This window comes from Salinicola lusitanus (assembly GCF_038648475.1).
Taxonomy (GTDB): Bacteria; Pseudomonadota; Gammaproteobacteria; order Pseudomonadales; family Halomonadaceae; genus Salinicola; species Salinicola lusitanus.
Genome location: NZ_CP151919.1, coordinates 608596 through 630543, shown reverse-complemented (window position 1 = coordinate 630543; position 21948 = coordinate 608596). Strand labels below are relative to the sequence as shown.

17 protein-coding genes are annotated in these 21948 nt (G+C 65.2%); 9 read left to right on the top strand and 8 right to left on the bottom strand.

Features of this window, described 5'->3' with window-relative positions; translation table 11 throughout:
* Positions 1-201: 201 nt before the first annotated feature.
* Together thpD and AAGT95_RS02815 are read left to right on the top strand one after the other, a co-directional pair.
* On the top strand, positions 202-1152 hold the full coding sequence (gene thpD, locus AAGT95_RS02820; RefSeq protein ID WP_110598100.1) for an ectoine hydroxylase: 951 nt from the start codon (positions 202-204) through the stop codon (positions 1150-1152).
* Positions 1153-1360: 208 nt separating this feature from the next.
* Positions 1361-2023: a fumarylacetoacetate hydrolase family protein gene (locus tag AAGT95_RS02815; RefSeq protein ID WP_342595456.1), complete on the top strand. Its 663-nt coding sequence runs from the start codon at positions 1361-1363 to the stop codon at positions 2021-2023.
* A 120-nt stretch (positions 2024-2143) separates the two neighbouring features.
* Here the strand turns inward: AAGT95_RS02815 and speA are convergent, their stop codons facing one another.
* The 3 genes from speA to AAGT95_RS02800 form a co-directional block, all read right to left on the bottom strand.
* Positions 2144-4054 (bottom strand): biosynthetic arginine decarboxylase, encoded by a 1911-nt coding sequence (gene speA, locus AAGT95_RS02810; protein ID WP_110598099.1) that lies wholly within the window; start codon positions 4052-4054, stop codon positions 2144-2146.
* 166 nt (positions 4055-4220) lie between these two features.
* On the bottom strand, positions 4221-5177 hold the full coding sequence (locus AAGT95_RS02805) for a homoserine kinase (protein ID WP_342595455.1): 957 nt from the start codon (positions 5175-5177) through the stop codon (positions 4221-4223).
* A gap of 144 nt (positions 5178-5321) precedes the next feature.
* The gene (locus tag AAGT95_RS02800; RefSeq protein WP_342595454.1) at positions 5322-5633 is read right to left on the bottom strand and encodes a DUF2782 domain-containing protein; all 312 of its coding nucleotides are present in this window, start codon (positions 5631-5633) and stop codon (positions 5322-5324) included.
* Positions 5634-5799: 166 nt separating this feature from the next.
* On the opposite strand from AAGT95_RS02800, the gene polA reads away from it, so the two are divergent.
* From polA to nadA, 3 genes are all read left to right on the top strand, one after another.
* Entirely contained in the window at positions 5800-8595 is a 2796-nt protein-coding gene (gene polA, locus AAGT95_RS02795) for a DNA polymerase I (protein ID WP_342595453.1), read from the top strand.
* 279 nt (positions 8596-8874) lie between these two features.
* Positions 8875-10290, top strand: coding sequence for an NADP-dependent phosphogluconate dehydrogenase (gene gndA / locus AAGT95_RS02790; protein WP_342595452.1), 1416 nt, complete (start codon positions 8875-8877; stop codon positions 10288-10290).
* Positions 10291-10303: 13 nt separating this feature from the next.
* The gene (gene nadA, locus AAGT95_RS02785; RefSeq protein ID WP_342595451.1) at positions 10304-11353 is read left to right on the top strand and encodes a quinolinate synthase NadA; all 1050 of its coding nucleotides are present in this window, start codon (positions 10304-10306) and stop codon (positions 11351-11353) included.
* 136 nt (positions 11354-11489) lie between these two features.
* Here the strand turns inward: nadA and AAGT95_RS02780 are convergent, their stop codons facing one another.
* The 4 genes from AAGT95_RS02780 to AAGT95_RS02765 form a co-directional block, all read right to left on the bottom strand.
* Positions 11490-12266 (bottom strand): MipA/OmpV family protein, encoded by a 777-nt coding sequence (locus tag AAGT95_RS02780; protein ID WP_342595450.1) that lies wholly within the window; start codon positions 12264-12266, stop codon positions 11490-11492.
* Between the two features lie 122 nt (positions 12267-12388).
* A complete protein-coding gene (locus tag AAGT95_RS02775) occupies positions 12389-13102 on the bottom strand; it encodes a sulfite exporter TauE/SafE family protein (protein ID WP_342595449.1) in 714 nt (237 codons plus the stop codon).
* A gap of 2 nt (positions 13103-13104) precedes the next feature.
* The gene (locus tag AAGT95_RS02770; RefSeq protein WP_342595448.1) at positions 13105-14511 is read right to left on the bottom strand and encodes an amidohydrolase family protein; all 1407 of its coding nucleotides are present in this window, start codon (positions 14509-14511) and stop codon (positions 13105-13107) included.
* Between the two features lie 12 nt (positions 14512-14523).
* On the bottom strand, positions 14524-15942 hold the full coding sequence (locus AAGT95_RS02765; protein ID WP_342595447.1) for a uracil-xanthine permease family protein: 1419 nt from the start codon (positions 15940-15942) through the stop codon (positions 14524-14526).
* Between the two features lie 222 nt (positions 15943-16164).
* On the opposite strand from AAGT95_RS02765, the gene AAGT95_RS02760 reads away from it, so the two are divergent.
* The 4 genes from AAGT95_RS02760 to AAGT95_RS02745 all read left to right on the top strand — a co-directional run bounded on the left by AAGT95_RS02760 (position 16165) and on the right by AAGT95_RS02745 (position 21258).
* Positions 16165-17070 carry a LysR family transcriptional regulator gene (locus AAGT95_RS02760; protein ID WP_162302594.1) on the top strand — a complete coding sequence of 302 codons (906 nt, stop codon included), beginning with the start codon at positions 16165-16167 and terminating at the stop codon, positions 17068-17070.
* 264 nt (positions 17071-17334) lie between these two features.
* The gene (locus AAGT95_RS02755; RefSeq protein ID WP_342595446.1) at positions 17335-18027 is read left to right on the top strand and encodes a (2Fe-2S)-binding protein; all 693 of its coding nucleotides are present in this window, start codon (positions 17335-17337) and stop codon (positions 18025-18027) included.
* Positions 18024-19010, top strand: a complete 987-nt coding sequence (locus tag AAGT95_RS02750) for a xanthine dehydrogenase family protein subunit M (RefSeq protein ID WP_342595445.1) — start codon at positions 18024-18026, stop codon at positions 19008-19010. The genes AAGT95_RS02755 and AAGT95_RS02750 overlap by 4 nt, the downstream gene beginning before the upstream one ends.
* Before the next feature lie 22 nt (positions 19011-19032).
* On the top strand, positions 19033-21258 hold the full coding sequence (locus tag AAGT95_RS02745) for a xanthine dehydrogenase family protein molybdopterin-binding subunit (RefSeq protein ID WP_342595444.1): 2226 nt from the start codon (positions 19033-19035) through the stop codon (positions 21256-21258).
* Between the two features lie 109 nt (positions 21259-21367).
* Here the strand turns inward: AAGT95_RS02745 and AAGT95_RS02740 are convergent, their stop codons facing one another.
* Positions 21368-21880, bottom strand: coding sequence for a DUF302 domain-containing protein (locus AAGT95_RS02740; RefSeq protein WP_342595443.1), 513 nt, complete (start codon positions 21878-21880; stop codon positions 21368-21370).
* Positions 21881-21948 lie beyond the last annotated feature (68 nt).

The window sequence follows — 21948 nt, the reverse complement described above, 5'->3', positions numbered from 1 at the left end:
GAGTGTCACCGTGACGTCTCTGGACGAGAGCCTCGCAGGTTGAAATTCCTTGGCTCTTTTCTAGGATGGTTATCCCACTGAAAGACAACTGAGGATCCTTTGACCCTTTCCTAATCAAGTGTCGTGCGGCGCTTCATTTCGTATAGCGCTTCGCACCTAGGACTGGATCTGAACCCTGATCACAAACTTGGAGGTGATTGGATGTCAGTACAGACCGCATCCCCCAAAAACCGAAACGCCACGTGGACGAAGCAGGATCGCTATCCGACACGCTTGCGCCAGCCGCAGGACGCGCTCTGGCAACAGCGTCAGGAAGACGTCGTTAAGGGGCGCCATCTCGATGGCCCGCTGAACGGCGAACAACTGGATCGCTTCGAGCGTGACGGTTTCCTGTTCGAACCCAACTTTCTGGGCCAGGCGGAACTCGACGCCCTGCGCGCCGAGCTGGCCTCCATGCTGGATCGTGACGACTTCCGAGACCGGGACTTCTCGATCACGGAACCGCAGAGTCACGAGATTCGCTCGCTGTTCGCCGTCCACCACCTGTCCCGGCGATTTGCCGAGCTGGCGGAAGACGAGCGCATGGTGGGCCGTGCCCGACAGATCGTCGGTGGCGATGTCTATGTGCATCAGTCGCGGATCAACTACAAGCCCGGCTTCCACGGCAAGGGTTTCAACTGGCACTCGGACTTCGAGACCTGGCACGCCGAAGATGGCATGCCGGAGATGCATGCCGTCAGCGCTTCCATCGTGCTGACGGACAACCATCATTTCAACGGCCCGTTGATGCTGATCCCTGGCTCGCACAAGGTATTCGTGCACTGCCTCGGTGAAACGCCGGATGACAACCACAAGCAGTCGTTGAAACAGCAGGAGCTCGGGGTACCGAGCAACGATGCGCTGCGTGAGTTGATCAAGGCGCGTGGTATCGAGGCGCCGACCGGTGCCGCTGGCGGGTTGCTGCTTTTCGACTGCAACACGCTGCACGGCTCCAATGCCAACATGTCACCGGATCCGCGCAGCAATGCATTCTTCGTCTACAACCGTCGCGACAACGCCTGTGTCCAGCCGTTCGGCGCCAGGAAACAGCGGCCCTCGTTCCTGGCCCACCAGCCGGACGAAGTGTGGACGCCGCAGCAGGGTACCCACTGAAGCAGTGGTGATCGCCGTCCCGTGGCCTCGAGCTTTTCGCTCAATACTCAGGCCCGGGCTGGCGTGATGCCAATAAGCCGCCGTTGGAGGTAGACTCGATGAGTTGCCGCCAGCGGCGGCTTCTTGTGTCTGGAGGTTGCCGTTTCGACGCGAACGTCGAGTCGTCGAACGGTCGGTCACGTTCATCGTCATGACTTTGGAGTTCGACATGCCTTTTACCACCCGATTCGTCGACGGTCTCGAGACCGGCCTGCCGCTGGGCAAGATTCTCTGCGTGGGGCGCAACTACGCGGAACACGCCAAGGAGCTCAACAACCCGGTTCCCACCTCGCCGATCCTGTTCATCAAGCCCCCGACCAGTGCCGTCGAACTGGAAGAGCCGATCGAGAGACAGTTCAGCCACGGCGAGGTGCATTTCGAGACCGAACTGGCGCTGCTGATCGGTAAACGCCTGAGTCAAGTCAGCGCGGAAGAGGCAATGAGCGGCGTGGCCGGGGTCGGCCTGGCGCTGGATCTGACATTGCGCGACGTGCAGTCGCGGCTCAAGGAAAAGGGGCACCCCTGGGAGCGGGCCAAGGCCTTCGACGGCGCCTGCCCGATCTCGCGTTTCGTACCGGTGGAGGGCGAGATCGACTGGGGCGCGATCACGTTCCATCTCGATATCAACGGCGAGCGCCAGCAGAGCGGCAGGACCAGCGACATGCTGTTCGACATGCCGGCGTTGATCGAAGAGATGACCCAGACCTTCACTCTCGAGCCGGGCGACGTGATCCTGACCGGCACGCCTTCCGGCGTCGGCCAGCTCCCGCGCGATGCCGTTCTCGGGCTGTCGCTGTCGCTGGGCCTGGATGTGGGCACGCGTACGCGATAAGGCCATTACGGGCCACGGGCCACGGGCTACGGGCTACGGGCTACGGGCTACGAAGAGCGCCAGCGGTGAATACCGCTGGCGCTCTTCTTTTGCCGGAGACCATCTTGCGCTCGCGGCCCGTCACTCCAGATAGGTATAGCCGCTGAGACCTTCCGACAGCTCGCTCACGAACAGCTCGCGCTCCTCGACGGTGAGCGGGCTGGCGATCAGTTGCTCGGTGAGTTTCCGCTTGAGCGCCTCGGCATCGAAGTTGACGTAGCCGAGCACGTCCGCGACCGCGTCGCCCTGCTGGACGTGCGATAGCCGCCACTCGCCGTTGGCATCCAGCGCCACGTCCACCGAGTCGGTATCGCCGAACAGGTTGTGCAGGTCGCCGAGTATCTCCTGATAGGCGCCGACCAGGAACAGGCCGAGCAGCTTGTCGTCGTCGTCGTCCCACTCGGGCAGCGGCAGGGTGGTCTCGAGCCCCTGGCCGTCGACGTAGAGATCGATGCGGCCATCGGAGTCACAGGTGATGTCCTGGATTACGCCACGACGTGTCGGCTCGCGATCCAGGCCGGTCAACGGCAGCACCGGGAACACCTGGTCGATCCCCCAGACATCCGGCAACGACTGGAACAGCGAGAAGTTGGCGAACAGCTTGTCGGCGAGTTTCTCGGCCAGCTCGTCGGCGATCTCCCGGTGGGCGCGGTTGCGGCTGTCGAGGCGCTGATGGAGGCGCTGACAAGCGGCGAAGTAGACCGACTCCCCCTCGGCCCGGGCCTGCATATTGGCCAGCCCCAGCACGAAGCGATCCTGCAGTTCCCCCACCGCCTGGACCACATCGTGATAGGCCTCGACCAGATCCCGCGGCTCGCGCATGCCTTCGAGACGGTCATAGACGCGCCACAGTTCGGCCACATGGGCGTCGCCCTCGACCCGGCGCTCCGGCTCGATGTGTCCTAGCCGCTCCTCGCCGATCACGTTGGTGACCAGCACCGCGTGGTGCGCGGTCAGCGCCCGGCCGGATTCGGAGATCAACTGGGGGTGCGGCAGGTTGTGGGTTTCGCAGATCTGGCGGAAGGCCCACACCACGTTGGTGGCGTACTCCTGCATCGAGTAGTTGATCGAGCAGAAGCTCTGGGAGCGGGTGCCCTCGTAGTCCACGCCGAGGCCGCCGCCGACATCGACCGTGTCGATCGGCGCGCCAAGTTCGCGCAGGCTGTGATAGAACCGGGCGCACTCGCGCAGGCCGCGCTGGATATCGCGAATGTTGGCGATCTGCGAGCCGAGGTGGAAGTGCACCAACTGCAGGCTGTCCAGCGCGCCCGCGTCACGGACCCGTTCGGTGATCGCCAGCAACTGGCTGGCGGTGAGGCCGAACTTGGACTTCTCGCCGCCGGTATCCTGCCACTTGCCTTTGCCCACGGAGGAGAGCCGGGCGCGCAGGCCGATACGCGGCTTGACCTTGAGCTTCTCGGCCTCTTCCAGGATCAGGCTCAACTCGGAGTATTTCTCGACCACCAGGTAGACCTTGTGGCCGAGCTTTTCCCCCATCAGCGCCAGGCGGATGTACTCGCGATCCTTGTAGCCGTTGCAGACGATCAGCGACGAGCCCTCGTCGCCGGACAGCGCCAGTACCGCCATCAGCTCCGGCTTGCTGCCCGCTTCCAGGCCGACCCGACCATGGCCACGCTCCTGGGTGGCGAGAATCTCCTCGACCACGCGCCGCTGCTGGTTGACCTTGATCGGATAGACCGCGGTATAGCTGCTCTGGTAATCCTCCTCCTTCATCGCCCGGTCGAAGGCCATGCAGAGCTGCTCGACGCGGTCGTGGAGGATATCGATGAATCTCACCAGCACCGGCAGGCGCAATCCGGCCTCGCGCAGGCGGTCGACCAGCGCGTCGAGTACCAGCGTCGGCCCGGGGGTTTCGCTGCCCAGCGGCCGGACCAGCGTGCGGCCCTGGTCGTCGACATCGAAATAGCCGCTGCCCCATTGATCGATGTTGTAGGTACGGCGGGCCTTGGCGGCGGGGGAAGAATGCTTCATGACGCTCTCCGATCGACCGGCGGTGGACACCCGGCGTAAACGATGACGGTGGGCCGGGAACGCATTTTCGCGCGCATTATGACGATCACGACCCCCGATGTCAGGGAAAAGCTAGTCGAAAGTCGCCATAGGTGCAGTGGTTGACGTCGTACGTCCGTCCGGCAGCTCAGTCGATGGCGTCGGGGAGTTCGGGGGGCGCGGCCTCGAGCCGCCTGCCCAGCAGCGTGCGGAAGCGCGCCGGGTCATGGGGCGTGATGTCGTGGGCCGGCGGGTCCACGTGGATCACCAGCAGCCGCGACAGCCAGTAGCGCAGTGCCGTCATCCGCAGCATGGTCGGCCACAGTTCGCGCTCGCTGTCGGAGAGCGGTCGATGTTTCAGGTAAGGTGCCAGAATCGCGTCATGGCGCGCGACGTTCAGGCTGCCATCGGCGTCACTGGCCCAGTCGTTGATCACGATCGCCAGATCGAACAGCAGCTCCCCGGTGCAGCCGTTGTAGAAGTCGATGATGCCGCCGAGCCGGTCGCCCTCGTAGAGCGTGTTGTCGCGGAACAGGTCGCCATGGATGGCGCCGCGTGGCAGCTCGACGCCGCCGAAGGCGTTGGCGTAATCGGCTATCTCGCGACGCATCAGGGCCTGATCGTCGTCGGACAGAAACGGCAGCACCTCGCGATGGCGCCGTGTCAACCAGTCGAGGTCGCGCGGATTGGTGCGCTGGCCGGTGAAACGCTGCGAGGCCTGGTGCATCCGGCCCAGAGCATCGCCGAGTGCGGCACACTGGGCCAGGTTCGGGGCGCTGGGGTGGCTGCCCGGCATGCGCGGGAACAGCAGGGCGGGCCGGCCGGCCAGGCGCTGCAGGGCGACACCGTCGCGATCGTGGACCGGCCCCGGCACCGGCAACTGCTGCGCGGCCAGATAGTCCAGCAGATCGACGAAGAACGGCAGATCCTCGAACTCCCCCTGCTCGAACAGCGTCAGCACCCACTCGCCCTGGTCGGTGGTGACGAAGAAGGTGCTGTTCTCGGTACCGTGCGGCACGCCCTTGAGCGTCTGCAGGCGGCCGACGGTGTAGCGTTCGAGGAAATCGGCGACCTGTTCGTCGCTCAAGGGAGTGAATACGGCCATGGGGTCTCGGTCGTCAGGGTAAAAAAGCCAGCGCGCATTGTAGCGGCTCGCGGAGCGCTCTCCTACCGGCTATCGGGCGCCGACCGGTGAGCGTGCTGAACCGCTGGCGCCTCGGGCTGGAACGTCCGCGGTTCGTCGCCGGCATCACTCCTGTCCGACCCACGCCGGTACCGCAACGCTGGGTGCCTCGATGCGGGTGAAGTCGCCATCGCCGTTGTCGTCGTAGAGGAAGTAGGGCTTGCCGCTGGCGGGCACGATGCGGATCGCGTAGAGCTTGCCGTTGACGCGGTACTCGTCGATCGTGCGCTGGCCGTCCTGCTGCGATGTGATGCTGGGCTGCTCCGCGGGCTGTGCCAGCGCGGGCAGCGCCGACCCGGCGATCAGCAGCGCCATCAGCAGGCTCGCCAGCGGCGCCGTCGTTTGCGATCCTGAGGTCATTCGCGGCCATCGTGACATGGCGGACTCCTTCGCGGGTCTTGGAGCACAGGCTCCCGGGGATATGGATGAACCCAGTGTATCGCTTTCCACCCCACTGGCGCAGGGGGGGGGCGAACGCCCTGACGCCGAGCCGAGGCTTGCGTATCATGAGTCCATCGAAAGCCAGCCACGGATCATGCAGCTCATGGCAGATGCCCCCATCGTCCTCGTCGACGGATCGTCCTATCTCTATCGCGCCTTTCACGCGCTGCCGCCACTTTCCACGTCCGATGGGCAGCCCACTGGCGCCGTTCGCGGCGTGCTGGCGATGCTCAAGAGCCTGATCAAGCAGTATCCGCAGAGCCCCATGGCGGTGGTGTTCGATGCCAAGGGCAAGACCTTCCGCGACGAGATCTTCGCCGAGTACAAGGCGCACCGGCCACCGATGCCGGACGACCTGCGCCCGCAGGTCGAGCCGCTGCACGACTGCGTCCGGGCGCTCGGCCTGCCGCTGCTGTGCATCGAGGGCGTGGAGGCGGACGACGTGATCGGCACGCTGGCGCGGCTGGCGACGGATCGTGGTCGCGATGCGGTGATCTCCACCGGCGACAAGGATATGGCCCAGCTGGTCAACCAGCACATCACGCTGGTCAACACCATGAAGGGCGAGACCCTCGACGTCGCCGGGGTGGAGGCCAAGTTCGGCATCCCGCCCGAGCTGATCATCGACTACCTGGCGCTGATGGGCGACAAGGTCGACAACATCCCGGGGGTGCCCGGGGTCGGCGAGAAGACCGCGCTGGGGTTGCTCCAGGGCATCGGGGGTGGTCTGGACGCGATCTACGCCGATCTCGAGCGCGTCACCACGCTGAGTTTTCGCGGCGCCAAGACCATGCCGAAGAAGCTGGAAGAGAATCGTGAGCAAGCCTACCTCTCCTACGAGCTGGCCACGATCAAGACCGACTGCGAGTTGCCGGTCGGGCTCGACGACCTGCATCTGGCCGAGCCGGATCGCGAGGCGCTGAAGTCGCTCTATCAGCGGCTCGAGTTCAAGAACTGGCTGACCGAGCTGCTCGAGGGCAAGGACGAAGGCGTCGATGACGTCCAGAGCGGCAGCCGGGCGAAGCTCGGCGAGGCGGCCAGTGGCGAGATCGAGGAAGACGCCGCGCTTGCCACCTCCAGCCGGGAAGACGAAACGGTGCTGACCCAGGCCGCCTTCGACAGCTGGCTCGAGCGGCTGAAGGCCAGCGAGACGTTCTGTTTCGATCTCGAGACCACCAGCCTCAACTACATGGAAGCCGCGATCGTCGGTATCGGCCTGGCGCTGGAGCCGGGTAAAGCGGCCTACATTCCCGTCGGCCACGACTATCTCGATGCGCCCGCGCAGCTCGAACGCGACGGCGTGCTGGCGGCGCTCAAACCGCTGCTGGAGGATCCGAAGATCGGCAAGATCGGCCAGAACCTCAAGTACGACATCTCGGTGCTGGCGAACTACGAGATTCGCGTCGCTGGCGCGTTGGACGACACCATGCTCGAGTCCTACGTGCTCAACTCCACGGCGACACGCCACGACATGGACTCGCTGGCGCTGAAGTATCTCGGCGAGAAGACCATCAGTTTCGAGCAGATCGCCGGCAAGGGGGCCAAGCAGCTCACCTTCAACCAGATCGCCCTCGAAGAAGCCGTGCCCTACGCCTGTGAAGACGTCGACATCACCCTGCGTCTGCATCGCGAACTGCGTCCGAAGGTGGAAGATGCCGGCCGCCTCGCCGAGGTGCTGGATACCCTCGAGCGGCCGCTGATTCCGGTGCTGTCGCACATGGAGCGCAACGGCGTGGCGCTGGATGCCACGCGCCTGCACACCCAGAGCCAGGCGCTCGAGGGGCGGATTCGCGAACTGGAGACCGAGGCCTTCGAACTCGCTGGCCGGGAGTTCAACCTGGGCTCGCCCAAGCAGCTCGCCGAGATCCTGTTCGAGGAGCAGAAGATCCCGGTGATCAAGAAGACCCCCAAGGGCGCGCCGAGTACCGCCGAGGCGGTGCTCGAGGAGCTGGCGCTGGACTATCCGCTGCCCAAGCTGATCATGGCCCATCGCGGCATGACCAAGCTCAAGTCGACCTACACCGACAAGCTGCCGCGGCTGGTCAACCCGGCGACCAACCGGCTGCATACCAGCTACCATCAGGCCGTCACCGCCACCGGGCGGCTCTCCTCCTCCGACCCCAACCTGCAGAACATCCCGATTCGTACCGAGGAGGGCCGCAAGATCCGCCAGGCGTTCGTCGCCCGCGATGGCTATCGGATCGTCGCCGCCGACTACTCGCAGATCGAGCTGCGGATCATGGCGCACCTCTCCGATGACAAGGGTCTACTCGATGCCTTCGCCAACGACCGCGACATCCACGCCGCCACCGCCGCCGAGGTCTTCGGCGTGGCGCTGGAGAAGGTCACCGCGGATCAGCGGCGCAGCGCCAAGGCGATCAACTTCGGCCTGATCTACGGCATGAGTGCCTGGGGGCTCTCCCGGCAGCTGCATATCGAGGCCAAGCAGGCCAAGGTCTACATCGATCGCTACTTCGACCGCTACCCGGGCGTGGCCAGGTTCATGGACAATATTCGCGCCCAGGCCGGCGAGGATGGCTTCGTCGAGACCGTGTTCGGCCGCCGGCTCTACCTGCCGGAGATTAAGGCCCAGAATCACGCCCGCCGCCAGGCCGCCGAGCGCACCGCGATCAACGCGCCGATGCAGGGCACCGCGGCGGACATCATCAAGCTCGCCATGATCGACGTGCACCACTGGCTCAACCCGGCCCAGGGCCAGGCCGAGTTCGACGCCTGGATGGTGATGCAGGTGCATGACGAACTGGTGTTCGAGGTCGAGCAGAGTCAGGTCGACGACTTCCTCGTCGCGATCCGGGGCCGGATGCAGAATGCGGCCGAACTCAATGTCCCGCTGATCGTCGACGCCAATAGTGGGGTGAACTGGGACGAAGCCCACTAGGCTCGGCTGAAAACTGGCTGCGCTCGCTCACACGGCGTTAAAAAATGACTCAAGCTCCTCATTTACACCCTGTAAACTCCGGACTTTCGCCATTTTTTGCCTTGTTTGAGCTTTGCTCGCCGACTTTTCAGCTCGATCCAACGGCGTCTTCAGCGCTTCCCACTTCGCAGCGTGAAATCGGAAAATCATAGGCGATTCGGATGATTCGCCTCTGTGGCTTACACTACTGTCATCGTTATCGCCGCGTGACGGCTTTATTTTCGCAAGGAGCACAAGGTAATGGCCAAACAGCAAATCGGTGTCGTCGGCATGGCCGTCATGGGCCGGAATCTGGCGCTCAACATCGAAAGCCGCGACTACACGGTATCGATCTTCAACCGCTCGCGAGAGAAGACCGATGAAGTGATGCAGGAGAACCCCGACAGCAAGCTGGTCCCGTTCTACAGCGTCGAGGAGTTCGTGGCGTCGCTGGAGACCCCGCGGCGCATCCTGCTGATGGTCAAGGCCGGCGATGCCACCGACAAGACGATCGCGTCGCTGACGCCGCATCTCGACCAGGGCGATATCCTGATCGACGGCGGCAATACCCCGTTCGAGGACACCATCCGCCGCAACAAGGAGCTCTCCGAGGCGGGCTTCAACTTCATCGGCACCGGCGTCTCCGGTGGCGAGGAGGGCGCGCTGAAAGGGCCGTCGATCATGCCGGGCGGGCAGAAGGAAGCCTACGACATGGTGGCGCCGATCCTCGAGAAGATCGCCGCCCGCGCCGACGACGGCGAGCCCTGCGTGGCCTATGTCGGTCCGGATGGCGCCGGCCACTACGTCAAGATGGTCCACAACGGCATCGAATATGGCGACATGCAGCTGATCAGCGAAGCCTACGCGATCCTCAAGGGCTCGCTGGGGCTGTCGAATGCCGAGCTGGCGGAGGTGTTCAGCGACTGGAACGAGGGTGAGCTCGACAGCTACCTGATCGATATCACCGCCAAGATCTTCACCAAGAAGGATGACCAGAGCGATCACGACGTGGTCGACATCATCCTCGACTCGGCGGGGCAGAAGGGCACCGGCAAGTGGACCAGCAAGAGCGCGCTCGATCTCGGCGTGCCGCTGCCGCTGATCACCGAGTCGGTCTTCGCGCGTTTCATCTCGGCGCTGAAGGATGAGCGCGTCGAGGCGTCCAAGGTGCTCAAGGGCCCCGAGGAGACGCCGCTCGAAGGTGACAGGCAGGAGTTCATCGAGAAGGTGCGCAAGGCGCTCTTCTTCAGCAAGATCGCCTCCTACGCCCAGGGCTTCGCCCAGATGCGCGCCGCTTCCGACGAGCATGGCTGGGACCTGAACTACGGTGAAGTGGCCAAGCTGTTCCGCGCCGGCTGCATCATCCGCGCGCGCTTCCTGCAGAAGATCACCGACGCCTACCAGGAGAATCCCGAGCTCAAGAACCTGCTGATGGCGCCGTACTTCGGCGATATCGCCGGCAACTATCAGCAGGCGCTGCGGGACGTGATCGCTCATGCCGTGCAGAACGGTATCCCGGTGCCGACCTTCTCCTCGGCGATCGCCTACTACGACAGCTACCGCAGCGAGAAACTGCCGGCCAACCTGATTCAGGCCCAGCGCGACTTCTTCGGCGCTCACACCTACAAGCGTGTCGATCGCGAAGGGACCTTCCACACCGAGTGGCTGCAGGACTGACGGAGACGAAGCGATGGCGGAACGGGAGCGGGATCGCGTTCGCGAGCATCTGGCGGGCCAGGCGCAGCCGGTGCTCGACGAGGGCGCCAAGGCGCACTATCGGGCGCGCATCGCGGCGCAGTTGAAGGCGCGTAACGCGGTGCTGGTCGCGCACTACTACACCGACCCCGAGATCCAGGCGCTGGCGGAGGCGACCGGTGGCTGCGTCGCCGACTCGCTGGAGATGGCCCGCTTCGGCAAGGATCACCCGGCGACCACGCTGATCGTCGCCGGGGTGCGTTTCATGGGCGAGACCGCCAAGATCCTGAGCCCGGAAAAGCGGGTGTTCATGCCCACGCTGGAGGCGACCTGCTCGCTGGACATCGGCTGTCCGGCGGACGCCTTCTCCGCCTTCTGCGACCAGCATCCGGAGCGCACCGTGGTGGTCTACGCCAACACCTCGGCGGCGGTGAAGGCGCGTGCCGACTGGGTGGTGACCTCGTCGATCGCGGTGGAGCTGATCGATCACCTCGACCGGCAGGGCGAAAAGATCCTGTGGGCGCCGGATCGCCATCTGGGCAACTATGTGCGGGAGAGAACCGGGGCCGACGTGCTCTGCTGGGAGGGAGAGTGCATCGTCCACGATGAGTTCAAGGCCAAGGGGATTCTCGATCTCAAGGCGCTGCATCCGCAGGCCGCGGTGCTCGTGCACCCGGAGTCACCGGCCTCGGTGGTGGAGATCGCCGATGTGGTCGGCTCCACCTCGCAGCTGATCGGTGCGGCCCAGAAGCTCGACAACCCCAGCTTCATCGTCGCCACCGATCGCGGCATCTTCTACAAGATGCAGCAGCTGATGCCGGACAGAACCTTCATGGCCGCGCCCACGGCGGGCAATGGCGCCACCTGCAGAAGCTGCGCCAACTGCCCGTGGATGGCGATGAACGGCCTCGAGAACACCCTGGCGGTGCTGGCGGATGCTAACGGCTGTGGCCAGGAGATTCACGTCGATCCCGAGATCGCGCGCCAGGCGCTGGTACCGCTGAATCGCATGCTGGAGTTCGGTGCCGAGTTGAAGCGTCGCTAGGCTGGGTACGAGAACGGACGTCGCTCGCCGACTTTTGGCATCACCCCCAGCGCTGTCCGTGGGAAAACGAAAACGCCTGCTCCGGTCATCCGGGGCGGGCGTTTTTGCCGATGGGCGGCGCACGCCCCTGGCGATGTCAGAAGTGGTAGTTGATGAAGGCCCCCGCGCGCCACTGGGTGGCGTCGCCGAGGTCGTCGACGATCGGGCTATCCTCGGCGTCGCCGGTGAGGCGTGCCACGCCGACCAGGCCGGTGACGGACCACTGCCGGGTGAGGTAGTAGCTGAGTGAGGCATCGCCGCCGATGGCGAAGTAGCCGTTATCCGGGTCATACGCCTTGATACCGGAGCGTGCGCTCTCGCGGTTCGAGACGCCGAACATGTCCTCGGTCCAGTCGGCGCTGGTGTACTCGAAACGTGGCCCGATGGTGAAGGCCATGCGTTCGCCGAGCTTGGTGACATACGTCGCCTTGAATTTGACCCGATAGCCATCGATATCACCGCTGAAGGGCGTCTCGGCGGCGGCACTGTAGCGCCAGGCGTCGTCGAGGTAGCTGACGCGCAGCCCGGCGGTAGCGCCACCATCGACCTGGTCGAGATCATCGATATCGCCGGTGTCGTCGCGGCCGAAGGTGTAGCCGATGAAGGGCGCGACCCGCCAGTTGTCCTGCCTGATCACGTTCCAGCCGATGCCGTCGGTGGCACTGACGAAGAACGTATCGCCATAGGTGGCGTCCAGCGACGGCCAGGCATTCCATTCGTAGTCGTCGCTACCCAGGTAGTCCGGGCTGTAGATCGCTCCGGCGCCGACGGTACCTTCCCATTCGGGCTGGGCGGCGAGGGCCGCCGAGCTGACGGCGACACTGCTCGCGGCGAGCGCCAGCTGCCAGGCGAGCTTCTTCTTTGCATCGAACATGTCATTCATCCTTGAAGCGGGTCTCGGTATGTGGCGAAAAACATACGGCAGGCTCGAGGAAAAGGCCAGTTCATACACCCTGGGGCGACCGGGGAAGAGAATCCCGCAGCCAGGCATTCGTCTCAGAACGGGATCATCAGTACCAGGCCGGAAATGAGCGCGAACAGCAGTACGCCCTGTCTTAGCCGGAGGGCGTCGAGTCGCTGATGCAGCAGGCGGCTGGCGGCGCTCCCGAGCAGCAGCGGCGGCAGCAGTGCCAGTGCCCATAGCCACTGGACCATCTCGAGCTGGCCGGCTATCGCCAGGCTCAGAAGCGAGATGAGCTCGCCGAGCAGAAAGCAGGCCGCGATGGTGGCTCGCAACTCCGGCCCTGGCCGATGCTGGTAGAGCAGTGCCAGCGGTGGGCCGCCCACGCCGGTAGCGGTCTCGGTCACGCCGGTGATGGTGCCCACGGTCATGCAACTGCCGCGTCGGGGCGAGAAGGCCGGCGCCCACCAGGCAACGAGAACGGCGACGACGGTGGAGAGGCCGATCAGGAGATTGAGTCCGCCACGGCTCATGACGAGCAGGACGCCGAGCCCCGCCAGCGTGCCCGGCAGACGCCCCAGCGTGATCCACCCGGCGCCGCGCCAGTCGATCGACCGCCGTTCCCGCAGAGCGACGAACAGGTTGAGCGGCAGCATCAGCATCAGCAGCGCAGTGGGCATCAGCTCCGGGTGGCTCAGGCCAAGTATCGGAGCGACGATCAGCGCGAATCCGATACCGATGGCGCCCTGAACGAAGGCCGCCAGCGCCGTTGCCAGCGCCAGTACCAGATAGAGTACGATATCGCTCATGGTTACCGAGGCCCGAAACGGGACCGGTGTTCGCTGGCGACAGGGTGAATGCGCTGGATAGGCGCGCGGGCGACGGCGCCGTCGGCGATCTCGTCGATCTCCCGCAGCATGGCCCTGGCGTCCCAGTCGACCGGCCATCCTTTCCACAGCCTGAGTCGCCCCTGCGTGAATACCGCCTCGATCTGATCGCGATTGCCGTAGCGCACCAGTTCCCACGGCAGATCCCATGACGGGGTGAGCTCCGGCACCTCGAGATCCACCAGCAGAAAGTCGGCCGCCAGGCCCGGCGCAATATCGCCCGTGAGGCTGCCGAGGCCGACGGCATCGGCGGCCCGGTGGGTCGCGCTATCGAGCCAGAGCCAGCCGCCGCCACAGGAACTGTCGCCGTGAGCGATGCCGGCGGTCAGCCGCTGGCTGGTCTCGGCGGCATCCATGAGCCGGAAGGCATCGCTGCGTGTGCCGTCCGTGCCCAGGCCAAAGCGGATACCGAGGGCGGCCATCTGCAGCGCCGGCGCCACGGCGTTGCCTTTCCAACTGCTGGCGACCGGGTTGAAGGCGACTGCCGTATCGGTGTCTTTCAGCCGGTTGAGTTCATGTGGCGTGACCAGGGTAGCGTGGGCGATCAGCGTTTGCGGCCCCAGGGCGCCTGCCGCGTCGAGATGCCCGAGGGGCCGCTCGCCGCGACTGACCAGCGACCGTTCGACGGCTTGCAGGTGTTCGTTGACGTGGGTCTGGAAGATGCGACCGCTCTCCCGGCATAGCTGGGCCACGTCGTGCAGCATCGTGTCGCTGGCGGCTTCGGGAATCGAGATCGCCAGCGACGGAGTGATCAGCGGGTCGTGCTCCCAGCGCGCCAGATGGCGTTCGGCCCGGTGCAGAATCGCGGCGGCTTCGGCTTCCTGCCCACGATCGTTGCAGATGGCGCCGAGAACACAGCGGAGTCCGGTCTGGTGGGCCGCGGCGGCAATGACGTCCAGCGCCACCGTGGCCCGCGTTCCGGCATCGACGGCGGTGGTGAATCCGCCGCGCAGCGCCTCCAGTGCCGCCAGTTTGGCGGAGAGGTGAAGCGCGCGTTCGTCCAGACTGCCTTCCAGCGGCACCCAGACGCGCTTGAAGATCTCCGAGGGCTCGCCGAACACCAGCGACTTGCCCAGCGACTGGGTCAGGTGGTGATGGGTGTCGATGAACCCCGGCATCAGGAGTTTGCCCGGCAGGGGAATCGCTTCCAGCGTCGGGTGGCGAGAGATCAGCGCGGCGGCCTGGTCGATCTCGGCGAAACGCCCGTCGATGACCAGCACGCCCTTGTCGCTCGAGACCTCGCCTGCCATGAGCAGCTTCTCGGGGAGCAGCAGTAGCGTGTCGGCGGCCAGGGCCGAGGGTGAAAGGGCGTCGTCTGCGTTTGGGGTCATGAAGGTTTCCATTCAGCGCTCACGAGATGGCTCGGTGGCTCCGGTGTGGTGAAAGAGCAGATTCACCAGAACGGCCGTCACGGTGCCCATCGCCAGGCCATTGCCCAGCACGATCTGTAGCGAAGCGGGGAAGGCACTGTAGAAGTCGGGCACCAGGATCGGCAGCAGGCCCATCGCGAGCCCGGCCGCCAGGGTGAAGAGATTGCCCTGGCGATCGAAGTCGACCCGGCGCAGCAGGTTGACGCCCATGACGCCGATCACGGCGAACACGATGACGGCGGTGCCGGCCACGACGGCATTGGGCAACGTCGCCGCCAGCCGCCCCAGCGGGGCAAACAGCGCCAGCAGTATCAGCAGCGTGCCGGTCACCGCGGTGACATAGCGTGAGCGGACGCCGGTCGTCCTGACGATGCCGATGTTCTCGCCGCTGGTGATGATCAGCGACGTGCCCAGGCAACCGCCCAGCAATGAGCCCACCGCATCGGCGCGGATATTGCGCGGCACCAGCAGCCGGGCATCGCCGCGCTTGCCGACGATATCGGCGGTGGCCAGGGTCTGCCCCGTGGCTTCGGTCATGGCGATCACGCTGAAGATGATCAGCGGTAGCGAGGCGAAGAGGTCGAAATGCGGCATGCCGAAGGGAAACGGCGTCGGCAGGGCGATCAGTGGCCCGTCCATGATCGGCATGAAGTGCATCTCGCCGGCGACCGCCGCGACGAGGACTCCCACGACCAGCCCCAGCATGACCGAGATACGCTGCCAGGCACCGGAGAGCAGGCGGGCGAACAGCACGATGCCGCCCATCGTTGCCAGCGCCAGCAGGATCTGCAGCGGCGCGGCGTAGTCGTCGCTTCCCGGCCTGCCGATGATCAGGCTGCCGAAAATCCGGATCAGATTGACCGCAACCAGCAGCAGCATGGTGCCGATGACGATCGGCGGAAAGAAGCGCAGCAGCCGGGTGAAGAAGGGCAGGACGAGAAAGTAGCAGAGGGCGGTCAGGATCACCGCGCCGACGGCGGTCTGAATATCGGTTGTCTGGGCGATGGTGAGAAAGATCACGATCGGCGCGCCGCCCGGCACCTGGACGAAGGGCAGCCGGGCACCGATACCCAACGGGCCGAAGGTTTGCAGCAGGGTACCGACCCCGCAGGCGAGGAAGGTCGCGCTCATCAGGGCCGTAGCGGTTTCGGTCGGGAAATCCAGCGCCTGGCTGATCAGGAACACGGCGGTGATCGGCGCCGCTGCCATGACCAGCAGATGCTGAAGGCCATAAAGCAGCAGGGCGCCCGGCGAGAGACGTTCGTCGACGGGGTCAACGTCGGACGCCCGGGACAGGGGATCGCCGCCCCGCCCGACGTCGTCGAACTTGGCGTCACGGTTGAACTTCGAGTCGTTGACGATTTTGGAATCGCTGTCGGTCTTGGCATTCATGACGGGCTTCCGGTTGTTATTGGCATGGGGTCCCGCTTGCGCGCTTGTTCGCCGTCTGGAACGACTCGGCTCGCACCCGTTACTGGCCGGCTTCGCTCCGGTGCGAGCCTTGGCGGTGGTCGTAAGCTAACGAGATTTGGTTGTACGATTCCATCATTGATTTTCGTGCATACCGTTCTCTTTTCGGCAACAGTAACCATTTGGACGAGGGTGAACATTCTCATGCAGCTGCTACAGACATCGCTCCGCTATTTCGAAGAGGTGGCCCGGCAAGGTTCCCTGCGCAAGGCCGCCGAGCGGCTGCATGTGGCGGCTTCCGCCGTGAATCGCCAGATTCTCAAGCTGGAGGCCGAACTGGGCGTGCCGCTGTTCGAACGGCTGCCGCGGGGGCTGCGCCTGTCCGCCGCCGGGGAGCTGCTGCTCTACCAGACTCGCCAGTGGCAGCGCGACGAACGCCATCTGCTGGAAATCCTGGGCAATATCCGCGGCGCCGGGACCGCCGAGATTCGCCTGGCGACGGTGGAGTCACTCACCGACCAGCTGCTGCCCACGCTGCTTGAATCCTTCAGCCAGCGCTTTCGCGCCCTGCGGCTGGTGCTCGAGACCGGCATGACCGAGTCGATCCTGGAGCAGGTACAGATCGGCGATGCCGATATCGGGATCTGTATCAATCCCCCGCCGACCCGTAAGGTTCGCTTCGTCCAGCGCGTCAATCTCGAATTCGGCGTCGTCGTTGCGCCGACGCATCCGCTGGCCGAGCAGGCGGCGGTCAAGTTGCGCGACTGCCGCGCCTATCGGCTGGTCGCGCCGAGCGGAGAGATGTTCCGCGGATCGACGCTTGAAAAGCTGCTGGCCAACTCGCCTTATGCCCTGCCGCCGGTGGCCTCTTGCAATCGCATTCTGACGATCAAGTCACTGGTGCGGGCCGGGCTCGGCATCGCCTTTCTCAACCGGCTGGATGTGGCGCGCGAACTGGCCCAGGGCGAGCTGGTGTTCCGTTCGCTGAGCGACAGACGGCTGCACGCCCAGCTGGCGCTTTGTGTCGCTGCCGACCGCAGCCTGCCGCCGGCGGGGGAGGTGCTGCTGGAACACTTGCGTGTGGCGCTGGCAGCCGTGGACGAAAGCTGAGCGCCGATCTCTTGCCCAATCCTCTGCGATCGCCGCGGAATGCTCCTGAACCAATCGCCAGGCTTTGCATCGCCCTGGCGGCTCTCCTAAGTTAAGTAAGCCTCCGCCGCCTGACACGGCGGAGGGTTGCTGACTCCCTGGCCGGCGAGCTCTCGCTGGTCGCTCCGCCGTCTCGCCTGCACCGAGGCGCGCCCGACATGCCGATAGCAACGATGATAACGACGGGCATGACAATGACGGGCGGAAACTGATGAGGATGATTCCATGGACGACAACCAGCGTTCGAGTGCGGGCGTAGACATCTACGATCCCGAAAGCAGCTCGGTACGGCCAAGCTCCCCCGGTCGCCGGCGTTTCCTGCAGACCGCGGGCATCTCCGGCCTGGCAGTGGCGGCAGCACCGGCGCTCTCCCAGGTGAGCTATGCCGGGTCGCCGGACCAGCCGCAGACCCAGACCGATGCCCCGCCTGCCGAGGGCACGCAGCGCATCACGCTGACCGTCAACGGCCAGCGTCATCAGCTGGACGTGACCCCCAACGTGATTCTGCTCGACGCGCTGCGCCACGGTCTCGGCCTCACCGGGACCAAGAAGGGCTGCGATCATGGCCAGTGCGGCGCCTGCACGATCCTGGTCAACGGCACCGCGATCAACTCCTGTCTCAGCCTGGCGGTCACCCACGACGGCGACGAGGTCACGACCGTCGAAGGGCTGGAGAAGAACGGCCAGCAGCATCCGATCCAGCAGGCGTTTCTCGAGCACGACGCCTATCAGTGCGGCTACTGCACGGCGGGCCAGATGATGAGCGCGGTGGCAATTCTCCAGGACGACTCCATCGGCACCAGTGACGCCGACGTGCGCGAGGCGATGAGCGGCAACATCTGCCGCTGCGGCGCCTACAAGAACATCGTGGCGGCGATCCAGTCGGCTCGAGGCGCCCTGCAAGGAGGCAGTGCATGAGACATTTCGACTACGCTCGCGCCGAGAGCGCGCAGCAGGCGGTGGCCGCTCACGGCGCGGATCGAGAGGTCTCTTTTCTCGCCGGCGGCACGACGCTCCTGGACCTGGTCAAGCTCGACGTCATGCAGCCGAACAAGATCGTCGACATCAACGGTGTCGCGCTCGACCAGATCGAGCGCCTGGACAATGGCCGCCTGCGTATCGGCGCGATGGTGACCAATACCGCGCTGGCCCGTGACGAGCGCGTGGTCGAGGATTACGCCGTACTCTCGCAGGCCCTGCTGGCCGGCGCCTCGACCCAGCTGCGCAACAAGGCCACTACCGGCGGCAACGTCATGCAACGGGTGCGCTGCCCCTATTTCCGCGATGGCGTTTCCGACTGCAACAAGCGCGAGCCCGGCAGCGGCTGCGCGGCGATCGGCGGCGTCAACCGCACCGTTCACGCAGTGCTCGGCACCAGCGATGACTGCATCGCCACGCACCCCTCGGACATGTGCGTCGCCATGATCGCCATCGGCGCCACCATCGAAGTACAGGGGCCAGAAGGCGTCCGCGAGATCGATTTCGCCGATTTCCATCTGCTGCCTGGCGATACCCCGGCACGGGAACATGCGCTGGAACCGGGCGAGCTGATTACCCATGTGGTGCTGGATGCGCCGCTCGACGGCAGCCGCTCGGGCTATCTCAAGCTGCGCGACCGCCAGTCGTATCAGTTTGCGCTCGCCTCCAGCGCGGTGATCGTGCAGATGGATGGCAACACCATTACGGATGCCCGCGTGGCGATGGGTGGCGTCGGCACCAAGCCGTGGCGGACACCGGAGGTGGAGGCTGCACTCAAGGGCAAGTCGGCGAGCGAACGACTCTTTGCCGAGGCCGCAAAGCTCGCTTTCGAGAATGCCATCGCCTACTCCCAGAACGGCTACAAGATTCCGCTCGGCCAGCAGGCTATCGTGCGCAATCTTTCCGACCTGACCGCCGCCTGATCGCCCGCGAGGAGAATCGACCATGAGCGACAAACCGCAAAGCATCATCGGCGCAGGCGTGCCGCGCATCGATGGCCCGGACAAGCTCTCCGGACGTGCCAATTACGCTGCCGACAACCTGCCACCCAATCTGGCCTACGGCTACGGCGTCTTCAGCACCATCGCCAGTGGCAAGGTTTCGCAGTTGAGCGTCGACGAAGCCCGCAAGATGCCGGGCGTCATCGATATCTTCCACCACAGCCACTTCCCGTCGCTGTACCGGACACCGTCGAGCTTCGCGCAGGGCAACAAGGTCGAAGAGACCCGGCTGCCGTTCGAGGATGAGCGCGTCTACTACGACGGTCAGTTCGTGGCGCTGGTCGTCGCGGACACCTTCGAGAATGCCCGAGCGGCGGCGCGTCGGGTCAAGGTGACCTACGCGGCGGACAAGGCCGTGGCCAATCTGGACCAGGGTGTCGAGGCCAATGGCACCCAGGCCGGCAGCGGCAATCACGATCGCGGTGACGCGGCGTCGGCTTTCGACGGCGCGGCGACCACCATCGATGCGACCTACCGCACGCCGGTGGAAACGCATAATCCGATGGAGATGCACGCCTCCACGGCGTGGTGGGACAACGGCGATCTGACGATCTTCGATGCCTCCCAGGGGGTCGTGGTGGCACGAAACGCGCTCGCCAAGATCTTCGCCATTCCGCCGGAGCGGATCACCGTCCACGCGCCCTACATCGGTTCCGGCTTCGGCAGCAAGCTGTGGACCTGGCCCCACGCCATCGCCACGGCGGCAGCTTCCCGCGAACTCGACCGTCCCGTTCAACTCGTCGTGCCGCGCCAGCAGATGTTCACCACGACCGGGCATCGGCCGGAAACGCGCCAGCGCCTGCGTCTGGCGACGGACGACAACGGCAGGCTGGTTTCGCTGCGGCACGAGTCGATCAACACGACCTCTTACACCGACCAGTACGTCGAGACCTGCGGAAGCGTCACCAAGAGCCTCTATCGCTGTCCCAACCTCACCGTCAGCCACGAGACGACCCAAGTGAATCGCGGCACGCCCACCTCGATGCGCGCCCCGGGCGCTGCGCCCGGGTTGTTCGCGCTGGAGTCGGCGATCGACGAGATGGCCGACGCCGTGGGTATCGACCCGGTGCAGTTTCGTCTCGACAACTACGCCGAGCGCGACGAGAGCAAAGACCTGCCGTTCTCGAGCAACCATATCGTCGAGGCAACCAAGCGGGCCGCCGAACGGTTCGGTTGGGCCGACCGTAAGCCGGAAGTCGGCAGCATGAAAGAGGGCCGCGAGATCGTTGGCTACGGGATGGCGGCGTGCAACTGGGAAGCGCTCAAGATGGCCTGCGACGCGCGGGTCTCGATTCGCGCCGATGGCACCGCGTTTGCCTCCTGCGCCACCCAGGATATCGGCACCGGCACCTATACCATCGTGGCCCAGGCGGTCAGCGACGTGACCGGCATTCCGATCGATCGCATTACCGTCAAGCTCGGCGACTCCTCCTACCCCGACGGGCCGGTTTCCGGCGGCTCCTGGGCGACGGCGACCACGCTGCCGGCCATTGCCGAAGCCGCGCGCAACGCGCTCGATGAAATGAAGCGCTATGCCACGGGTAGCAACGGGGCCTTTGCCGGGGCCTCCAGCGACGATCTGGAGGTCGCGGATGGCGGCTTGCGCAACGCCGATGGCAAGCAGGTGAGCTTCGCCGATATCCTCCAGGCGGGCCGTTACGGCAGCGCCGATGGCGAGGCGCATACCGAAGGGGCGGATTCGAAGTACTCCTACCGCTCCTTTGGGGCCCACTTCGTTGAAGTGCGCTGGGACCCGGGCATCTCGCGTCTGCGCGTCGCCCGCGTGGTCAGCGCGATCGATGTCGGCCGCGTGATCAACGAGACCACCGCGCGCAATCAGGTCGAAGGCGCCGTGGTCATGGGCATCGGCATGGGGCTGTTCGAGGCGACCGAGTACGACGAGCGCAACGCCCGGCCGGTCAACAACGACTACGCCGAGTACGTGGTGCCGGTGCATGCCGACCAGCCGGAGATCGACGTGATCCTGCTCGACTACCCGGATCTGGCATTCAACGAGTATGGCGCCCGTGGCATCGGCGAGATCGGGGTCACGGGTCTGGCTGCGGCCGTTGCCAATGCCGTCCATCACGCCACCGGCAAGCGCATCCGCGAGTTGCCGATCACCCTCGACAAACTGATGGATGACGTGCCCCAGGCACGGAGCGCGTGACGCCACGAAGGGCAAGATCTTCGTGAGGTGATCGTTCCCGCGTCAACGAAAGCCGCCGCGTCTGTCAGACAATCATGTCCGACGGGCGCGGCGGCTTTTCCCTTCGAAACTACTCCTGCAGCGTCGCCTCGACCAGCTTCCGCATCGCCTGCTGGAGCGGTTTGACGGCGGGGCAGTCGGCGACGCCGTGGCGCTGGGCGATCCACGCCGGGTCGTTGTAGCCGAGCCAGGTCTGGCCATCGTTATCCTGCCAGACGAGGGCTTTCATCGGCAGATCGATGCCGGCGGTCGGGGCGCACTGCATCAGCGGGGTGCCGCCCTTGGGATCGCCGAAGATGACCACTTCGTTGGGCAACAGCGCCATGCTGCGGGACATCGCGCCCTGACGGTGATCGACGCGGGCGAATACGGTCATGCCGCTGGTCCGCGCCTGTTCGGCGAAGCGGATGGCGGTCTCGTGCACGCCAGCGTCGCTCTTGGCGACGATCATGCCGGGAACGGAGGGCGTCTCCTGAACGGATTCGGCCGGCGGTGTCGCCTGCGCCGATACGCTGGCGGTGAAGCCCAGCAGGCCGGCGGTGATCAGCGCCAGGCGCAGTTGGCGGAAGAACGGTCGGGGCATGTCTCGTCTCCGGATCGAGGATGTCGTTCGGTAGTGGCACTCGAGACTGTCGCTCGAGCTTGCGTGTT

Excerpts from the sequence above, each read along its gene's own strand:
- nadA (WP_342595451.1), top strand. The coding sequence starts at position 10,304 with ATGGCGGAACGGGAGCGGGATCGCGTTCGCGAGCATCTGGCGGGCCAG.
- AAGT95_RS02755 (WP_342595446.1), top strand. The coding sequence starts at position 17,335 with ATGGACGACAACCAGCGTTCGAGTGCGGGCGTAGACATCTACGATCCC.
- speA (WP_110598099.1), bottom strand. The coding sequence starts at position 4,054 with ATGAAGCATTCTTCCCCCGCCGCCAAGGCCCGCCGTACCTACAACATC.
- AAGT95_RS02780 (WP_342595450.1), bottom strand. The coding sequence starts at position 12,266 with ATGTTCGATGCAAAGAAGAAGCTCGCCTGGCAGCTGGCGCTCGCCGCG.
- AAGT95_RS02765 (WP_342595447.1), bottom strand. The coding sequence starts at position 15,942 with ATGAATGCCAAGACCGACAGCGATTCCAAAATCGTCAACGACTCGAAG.
- AAGT95_RS02805 (WP_342595455.1), bottom strand. The coding sequence starts at position 5,177 with ATGGCCGTATTCACTCCCTTGAGCGACGAACAGGTCGCCGATTTCCTC.
- AAGT95_RS02760 (WP_162302594.1), top strand. The coding sequence starts at position 16,165 with ATGCAGCTGCTACAGACATCGCTCCGCTATTTCGAAGAGGTGGCCCGG.
- thpD (WP_110598100.1), top strand. The coding sequence starts at position 202 with ATGTCAGTACAGACCGCATCCCCCAAAAACCGAAACGCCACGTGGACG.
- AAGT95_RS02740 (WP_342595443.1), bottom strand. The coding sequence starts at position 21,880 with ATGCCCCGACCGTTCTTCCGCCAACTGCGCCTGGCGCTGATCACCGCC.
- AAGT95_RS02775 (WP_342595449.1), bottom strand. The coding sequence starts at position 13,102 with ATGAGCGATATCGTACTCTATCTGGTACTGGCGCTGGCAACGGCGCTG.
- polA (WP_342595453.1), top strand. The coding sequence starts at position 5,800 with ATGGCAGATGCCCCCATCGTCCTCGTCGACGGATCGTCCTATCTCTAT.
- AAGT95_RS02745 (WP_342595444.1), top strand. The coding sequence starts at position 19,033 with ATGAGCGACAAACCGCAAAGCATCATCGGCGCAGGCGTGCCGCGCATC.
- AAGT95_RS02800 (WP_342595454.1), bottom strand. The coding sequence starts at position 5,633 with ATGTCACGATGGCCGCGAATGACCTCAGGATCGCAAACGACGGCGCCG.
- AAGT95_RS02770 (WP_342595448.1), bottom strand. The coding sequence starts at position 14,511 with ATGACCCCAAACGCAGACGACGCCCTTTCACCCTCGGCCCTGGCCGCC.
- AAGT95_RS02815 (WP_342595456.1), top strand. The coding sequence starts at position 1,361 with ATGCCTTTTACCACCCGATTCGTCGACGGTCTCGAGACCGGCCTGCCG.
- AAGT95_RS02750 (WP_342595445.1), top strand. The coding sequence starts at position 18,024 with ATGAGACATTTCGACTACGCTCGCGCCGAGAGCGCGCAGCAGGCGGTG.
- gndA (WP_342595452.1), top strand. The coding sequence starts at position 8,875 with ATGGCCAAACAGCAAATCGGTGTCGTCGGCATGGCCGTCATGGGCCGG.